This window comes from Salibacter sp., from assembly GCF_031581065.1.
In the GTDB taxonomy this organism is placed as follows: domain Bacteria; phylum Bacteroidota; class Bacteroidia; order Flavobacteriales_G; family Salibacteraceae; genus Salibacter.
In genome coordinates this window covers 42,227-48,226 of the sequence record NZ_JAVLBN010000015.1, presented here as the reverse complement: position 1 = coordinate 48,226, position 6,000 = coordinate 42,227, and the positions used below count along the sequence as shown (strand labels likewise).

General features: G+C 40.0%; 7 protein-coding genes. 2 read left to right on the top strand and 5 right to left on the bottom strand.

What is annotated here, in order from left to right; genetic code table 11:
• Positions 1 to 1,303, bottom strand: a 1,303-nt coding sequence (locus tag RI557_RS05705) for a transglycosylase SLT domain-containing protein (protein ID WP_310682665.1), incomplete at its 3' end; no start/stop codon positions are given.
• A gap of 173 nt (positions 1,304 to 1,476) precedes the next feature.
• Here RI557_RS05705 and RI557_RS05700 point away from each other — a divergent pair.
• Both RI557_RS05700 and RI557_RS05695 read left to right on the top strand, forming a co-directional pair.
• Positions 1,477 to 2,367 (top strand): hypothetical protein, encoded by an 891-nt coding sequence (locus RI557_RS05700; RefSeq protein ID WP_310667595.1) that lies wholly within the window; start codon positions 1,477 to 1,479, stop codon positions 2,365 to 2,367.
• Between the two features lie 15 nt (positions 2,368 to 2,382).
• Positions 2,383 to 3,450 carry a M42 family metallopeptidase gene (locus tag RI557_RS05695; RefSeq protein ID WP_310667596.1) on the top strand — a complete coding sequence of 356 codons (1,068 nt, stop codon included), beginning with the start codon at positions 2,383 to 2,385 and terminating at the stop codon, positions 3,448 to 3,450.
• Positions 3,451 to 3,593: 143 nt separating this feature from the next.
• Here the strand turns inward: RI557_RS05695 and RI557_RS05690 are convergent, their stop codons facing one another.
• The 4 genes from RI557_RS05690 to RI557_RS05675 all read right to left on the bottom strand — a co-directional run bounded on the left by RI557_RS05690 (position 3,594) and on the right by RI557_RS05675 (position 5,849).
• Entirely contained in the window at positions 3,594 to 3,866 is a 273-nt protein-coding gene (locus RI557_RS05690) for an HU family DNA-binding protein (RefSeq protein WP_310682663.1), read from the bottom strand.
• Positions 3,867 to 4,034: 168 nt separating this feature from the next.
• Positions 4,035 to 4,454, bottom strand: coding sequence for a cupin domain-containing protein (locus tag RI557_RS05685; protein WP_310682661.1), 420 nt, complete (start codon positions 4,452 to 4,454; stop codon positions 4,035 to 4,037).
• Position 4,455: 1 nt separating this feature from the next.
• Positions 4,456 to 5,418 (bottom strand): methionyl-tRNA formyltransferase, encoded by a 963-nt coding sequence (gene fmt / locus RI557_RS05680; protein ID WP_310682659.1) that lies wholly within the window; start codon positions 5,416 to 5,418, stop codon positions 4,456 to 4,458.
• Between the two features lie 35 nt (positions 5,419 to 5,453).
• Complete coding sequence (locus RI557_RS05675; RefSeq protein ID WP_310682657.1) at positions 5,454 to 5,849, bottom strand: S4 domain-containing protein; 396 nt, start codon at positions 5,847 to 5,849, stop codon at positions 5,454 to 5,456.
• Positions 5,850 to 6,000 lie beyond the last annotated feature (151 nt).

The following is a 6,000-nucleotide window of genomic DNA, read 5'->3' as shown; positions in this document are numbered from 1 at the left end:
CGTATTTCACCGCCAGTCTGCGAGCGTCTATTACGTGTCCTAAACCAACGTTATAAGAGGCAAGCGTAAATTTGATGACATCGGTTGTATCATCGAGTTCACGTTTCCAGTAATTTTCAATCCAATCCATGTATTGAGTTCCGGCAAAAATATTGGGTTCGGGCATGGCCAGTTGATGCGAGTCAACACCGTACTGAATGGCAGTTGCGGGTAATACCTGCATCAGTCCAACAGCCCCGGCCCACGATTTAACATTAGGATTAAAGTTACTTTCCTGCTTCACGACTGAAGCGAGTAGTGGCCAGTGCCAGTTGATCTTATTCGCATATTGTTTAATCACATTGTCGTAAGGAGAAATCATACCACCACCTTTTAAACTATACGAACTCTCAGCCTGTCTGCTTTTTTTACTCCATTTAAAATACTTGTTGTAGATGTAGGCGTAATCACTGGTGCTTTGCTCAGCAGTGATCCACTTATTTACGGTGTCTAGGAGTTTGTTTCCATTTTGAGGTAAAGCCCATGCGATATTCTGACTAAAAGAAACGGGCGTTTCAATATCCACATTTGGGTAAAATGGTTGAAAGAAACGAGCTACATTTTCATCCTCAATAGAGTATTTTATTTGTCCGCTACTCACCATTGCCAGGATACTATCGGCTTCAACAACACCTGCAAGCTTACCCACGTGAATGGTATCACCAATTTCATCACTTAAATTTATTAATCTCTCATAAAAGGAAGTTCCGGTTCTTACGTAAACCGTTTCATTGGCTAATTCAACGGGGTCGCGAATGAGTTCTCTCTCAACCTGGTTGCGCGTGAGTCTGCGAAAATCTTCTGGCATTCTCTGGATCAGAACCTGTTTGGTTCTTAGGTGAGGTTCTGAAAATAAAAAACGGTTTTTACGCGATGATGTCACCGTTAAGTTTGCTGCTGCAATGTGACCTTTTCCGGCATCCAAACTGTCGAGCAAGGCATCGATATCATCGACCACTTTTATTTCTAGATCTACATCTAGATATTTTGCAAAGAGATCGAGTAATTCGTACTCGTATCCCATTGGCTGACCTCTGTAAATAAAGTAGCTTGTAGCACTATTATCAGTTAGGGCGATGAGTTTATCCTTTTCCAGAATATCCTTTAGAACATTATTCTGTTCTTCCTGAGTTTTAGCTTCCTGTTCTTCCTCAATCGAATTATTACACCCTGTAAAAGCAAAAACGAAAAAGGCTATCCAAATAGCTTTACGGTTAAATAAAATATTCCAAAAATGATGACTATTACGAGTAAAAGTTTCCATGTTCCTTTAAAATATGCAGGTGTTCGTTTAAAATCTTTTCTATATGCCAGGCCGATGAAGATAATAAAAATTACGAACACCGCAACGGCAAATACGAGTTGACTATCTGAAAAGTTCATTATTAAACATTTTGGGCAAAACTATCTTTAATTTGCATAATTCTTTACAAGTGGATGAAAAATGCAGTACTTTGCAAGATTGATGGCATGAAATATACCGGTTACATAACGAGTTTGTACATGTTGTTGTTTTTGCTTTCCTGCGAGACAGAACAACCCGATATTCCGCAAACTGAAACGAACCCCAAAAGGGTGGGAACAAATATTGTGCTGAGCCTTCAATTTGCTGAATTGTTGAATGATATTGCATTTGAAGCTGCCACATCGCTGGTGGTTGATTCATCAAAAATTGAGCACGAGGGTAAATACATTGCTGCATGTTCTGACACAAACCTTACCCAAAAGGGAAATGGCCAAACAGAAATTGAAATCCAGTTTCATTCTTGCACGCTGGAAGGATCAATCAATCTCGATGGTCAACTCGTTGTAGAGGTGAGAGGAAACACACTTGAACAGGGAGCATTTTTCACGGTCAGAGCCGAAGACCTCAGAGTTGACGACTACGTATTGAGCGGATCGATGGATATTCAACATGCTGGCTACACTCAAGATGAAACAATGATTTTTAAAACCCGGGTTAAAGATCTCAAATACATGGGAATTGTAGGATATGGTGTTACATTCTCAGGTGAGTTTGACCGCGAGTTTAAAAGCGGCTATCATGACAATATCTTTTATGATGGTGAGGCTGCTTACGAAAACGATGAATTCGGCTTAACCGGAGGAGGTGAGATATTTGGTGCAGACTTTGATTCAACCATGGTTTTGATCGATAAAGAATTGGAAAAACGAAACGAATGTGTTTATTTTTCCAGAGGTGTTATCACGCTAACTACAAAAGGAAAACCCTCTCGCACACTCAACTGGGGAGATGGATCATGTGATAATAAAGTGAAAATGACAACCAACAAAGGAGAGTACGAAATAGAATTAATGAATCTTTAAAAACTTTGATAATCAATGGACAAAAAAGCACTTGAATTTCTTGAAAAGTATGTGAATACTGCTTCACCAACAGGATTTGAATCGCCCGGACAAGAAATGTGGCTCGATTATCTCAAGCCGCATGTTGATGAGTATTTTACTGACAATTTTGGATCGGCAGTTGGAGTTATTAACCCTGAAGCTGAATACAAAGTTGTTATTGAAGCACATGCTGATGAAATCAGTTGGTTTATTCACTATATCTCTGATGATGGTTTTCTTTATGTTCGTAGAAATGGCGGATCTGACCACATGATTGCGCCATCTAAACGCGTGAATATCCAGGGCGAAAAAGGAGTTGTAAAAGGTGTGTTTGGCTGGCCGGCAATTCACACACGCAAGAGCAAGGAGCAGTATCCTAAAGTTGATAATATCTTTATCGATTGCGGTTGTACCTCAAAAGAAGAAGTAGAAAAGCTCGGTATTCATGTTGGCAGCGTAGTGACGTTTGAAGATGAGTTTATGGAGCTCAACGATCGTTATTACGTTGGTAGAGCACTGGACAACCGAGTTGGCGGATTCATGATTGCTGAAGTCGCTCGTAGGTTAAAAGAGAACGGAGATGAGCTGCCTTTTGGGCTTTATGTTGCAAATGCAGTGCAGGAAGAGATAGGAACTCGTGGAGCTGAAATGCTCGTTGAGCGTATTAAACCTGATGTAGCGATTGTAACTGATGTTTGTCACGATACGCAAACACCGCTAATCAACAAGAAAACTGAAGGTGATCTTTCAGCTGGAAAAGGTCCGGTGCTCAGTTATGCGCCTGCGGTTCAAAACAATTTGCTCAAGTTGATCATTGATACGGCAAACAAGAACAAAATTCCTTTCCAGAGATTGGCAGCATCTCGTTTTACCGGAACCGATACTGATGCTTTTGCTTATGGAAATGGAGGAGTAGTAGCTGCATTGATTTCACTTCCATTGCGCTATATGCACACAACTGTAGAAATGGTTCATAAAAAAGATGTGGAACAGGTAATTGACCTGATTTATCACGCAGTTAAGTCGATCAAAAACAATCAGGATTTTCGATATATTAAGTAGTGAGTTCATAATAATTGAACTCTTTAGCCCTCATTAATTTTTAGTGAGGGCTTTTTTGTTGATCAATTTCTAGTTAAGTTTCTACCAAAAAAGAAAGCCCCTCGAAATTCGAGAGGCTTTACCAGCATGATATAAAAAAGTCCTTAGTTCACTGAATCTGATAATTCAGCACCAGCTTTGAACTTCACAACATTTTTTGCAGGAATTTGAATTTCTTTACCCGTTTGTGGGTTACGTCCTGTTCTCGCACTTCTTTTAGAGATTGAGAAAGAACCAAAACCTACTAGCGAAAGGCGATCACCTTTTTTTAGGGTTTTAGTAGTTGTGTCGATAAAAGCGTCAAGCGCTTTTTTAGCATCTGCTTTTGTGATTCCAGCACCATCTGAAATCGAGTCGATTAAATCTGCTTTGTTCATTTTGAATTAAAATTAGGATTAAACAATAAATTAATTTCAAATCGCTATCAAATTTATGGGAATAGCCAAGCTAGACAAGGGTTTAGACGAAAAACAGGCTTTTTTGTTAATAAATCGTGTGGTTTGTTAATAACTGGGCTTAAATTCAACCTCATTGCGGGTTTTAGCTCATTTTGGCGGCCAATTTTCCAATTCAACGAAATTCCGGTCCTTATTGAAAAATTCAGGTGACTGTATGCTGATTACTTTGAGTGGAATTTTGGATAGTGTTTTGACAGCGTGAACTACATTGGGCGGAATGGCTATTATATCTCCTGCTCTTACTTCTTTAAGTTCATCACCCAGCAGCATGGTTCCGTATCCTTCTATCAGATAAACATGCTCTACATGATTGCCGTGGAGATGAGGTTTAACTTCATTCTTTACCCAAATAACGAATGAGCTTACTTCTTCACTTGTATGCATCTTTTGAACATGTACGTTATCGTATTCTTCATTTGGAACTATGTCAGCCGCACTTTTCCAGAATTGACCAAAACCGATCTTGACAATAGAGATTAATAGAACACTGATGAATAATTGTTTCATATCAATTGAGTTTAAGGTTTTCTTTATCGTGTAAGCCTCGTAGGAAATCATTCGCTTTCATGCGTTTTTTTCCTTCTATTTGAAGTTCCTTTAATAGAATAGGTATGGATCCGGTTCCAACGATGAATTGATCGTTTTCGGTCAGAACCCTACCGGGGGCGAGCTTTTCGTAGTCATTAGCCGGCTCTGACCAGTAAAGCTTTAATGTTTTCTCTTTATCGCTTACACCTGATATTTTTGTCCATGCAGTAGGATAGGGGCTCAATCCGCGTATTTTGTTGTGAATTGTTTCACCATCTTGACTCCAGTCGATTCGGCAGTAGGATTTGAATATTTTGGGAGCCTTCCTGGGTTCACCTTCTATTTTAACCTCGCTTTGAGGAGTAGGTTCCAGATTGTTTTCATTATAGCGGTCAACCGTTTCAATGAGTAGCTTAGCTCCGGCTTTCATCAGTTTATCGTGAAGAGAACCGGCATTATCCTCAGGTGTGATTGCAACCTCCTTTTGTAGCAGGATATTTCCGGTGTCAATCTCATGTTTGAGCAAGAATGTTGTGACACCGCTGTATTTCTCGCCATTCATAACGGCCCAGTTAATTGGCGCTGCACCACGATATTGCGGAAGGAGTGAAGCGTGAACATTGATGGTCCCCATCGGTGGCATATTCCAAACTACTTCCGGTAACATTCTAAAGGCAACAACAACCTGCAAATCTGCTTTGAGATCTTTCAGATCCTTTATAAAGTCTTCGTCTTTCAGGTTTTTTGGTTGTAGAACTGGAATGTCGTTATCCAAAGCAAACTGCTTTACAGGGGATGCTTTGAGCTTGTGTCCGCGACCTGCGGGTTTATCGGGCATCGTGACGACTCCCACAACTTCGTGATCTGACCGATAAAGCGCTTCTAATGATTCAACTGCAAAATCAGGTGTCCCCAGGAAAACGATGCGTAGCGATTTGCTCATAGTCGATTGTTTTGCACAAAGGTGGTATTTTTGAGCTAATCATCTTCCCACCCGTCCCAGTAAGATAGGAAATCATCGAGTTCTCTGCGTTCTTTTTTAGTTGGCCTACCGGTACCCTTTTCACGATCAAATTGAACACGAGTTTGAATAACCTGTAATTTCTCTTTTTCCTCAGGCGGAGTAATATCTTCGATGTAATCAGGGACGAGCTTAGCGCCAACACGCTTTTTCAGCAACTCAAGCACGCGGTAGCGGAACCAAACTCCGCGCTTTTTTACATCGACTTCATCACCTACTGTGATTTCTTTAGCGGGTTTTACCACTTCGCCATCCATCTTCACCTTGTTGTTTTTACAGGCTTTTGTGGCAATTGATCGTGTTTTGAAAATGCGCGTACTCCACAGAAACTTATCGACTCGTACTCCTGCCATTCTTTTTTGTGTTTAAACTCTAAAGTATAACAATTACTCAAGTGTCAAAAACCAACTCTAAATAATTGTATGACTTTATTTTCACAAAATATGAAAGTGTTGATTGACAGGTTGTATAGTTTGTTGTTATAGTTAAAGCTAATTAATCGAA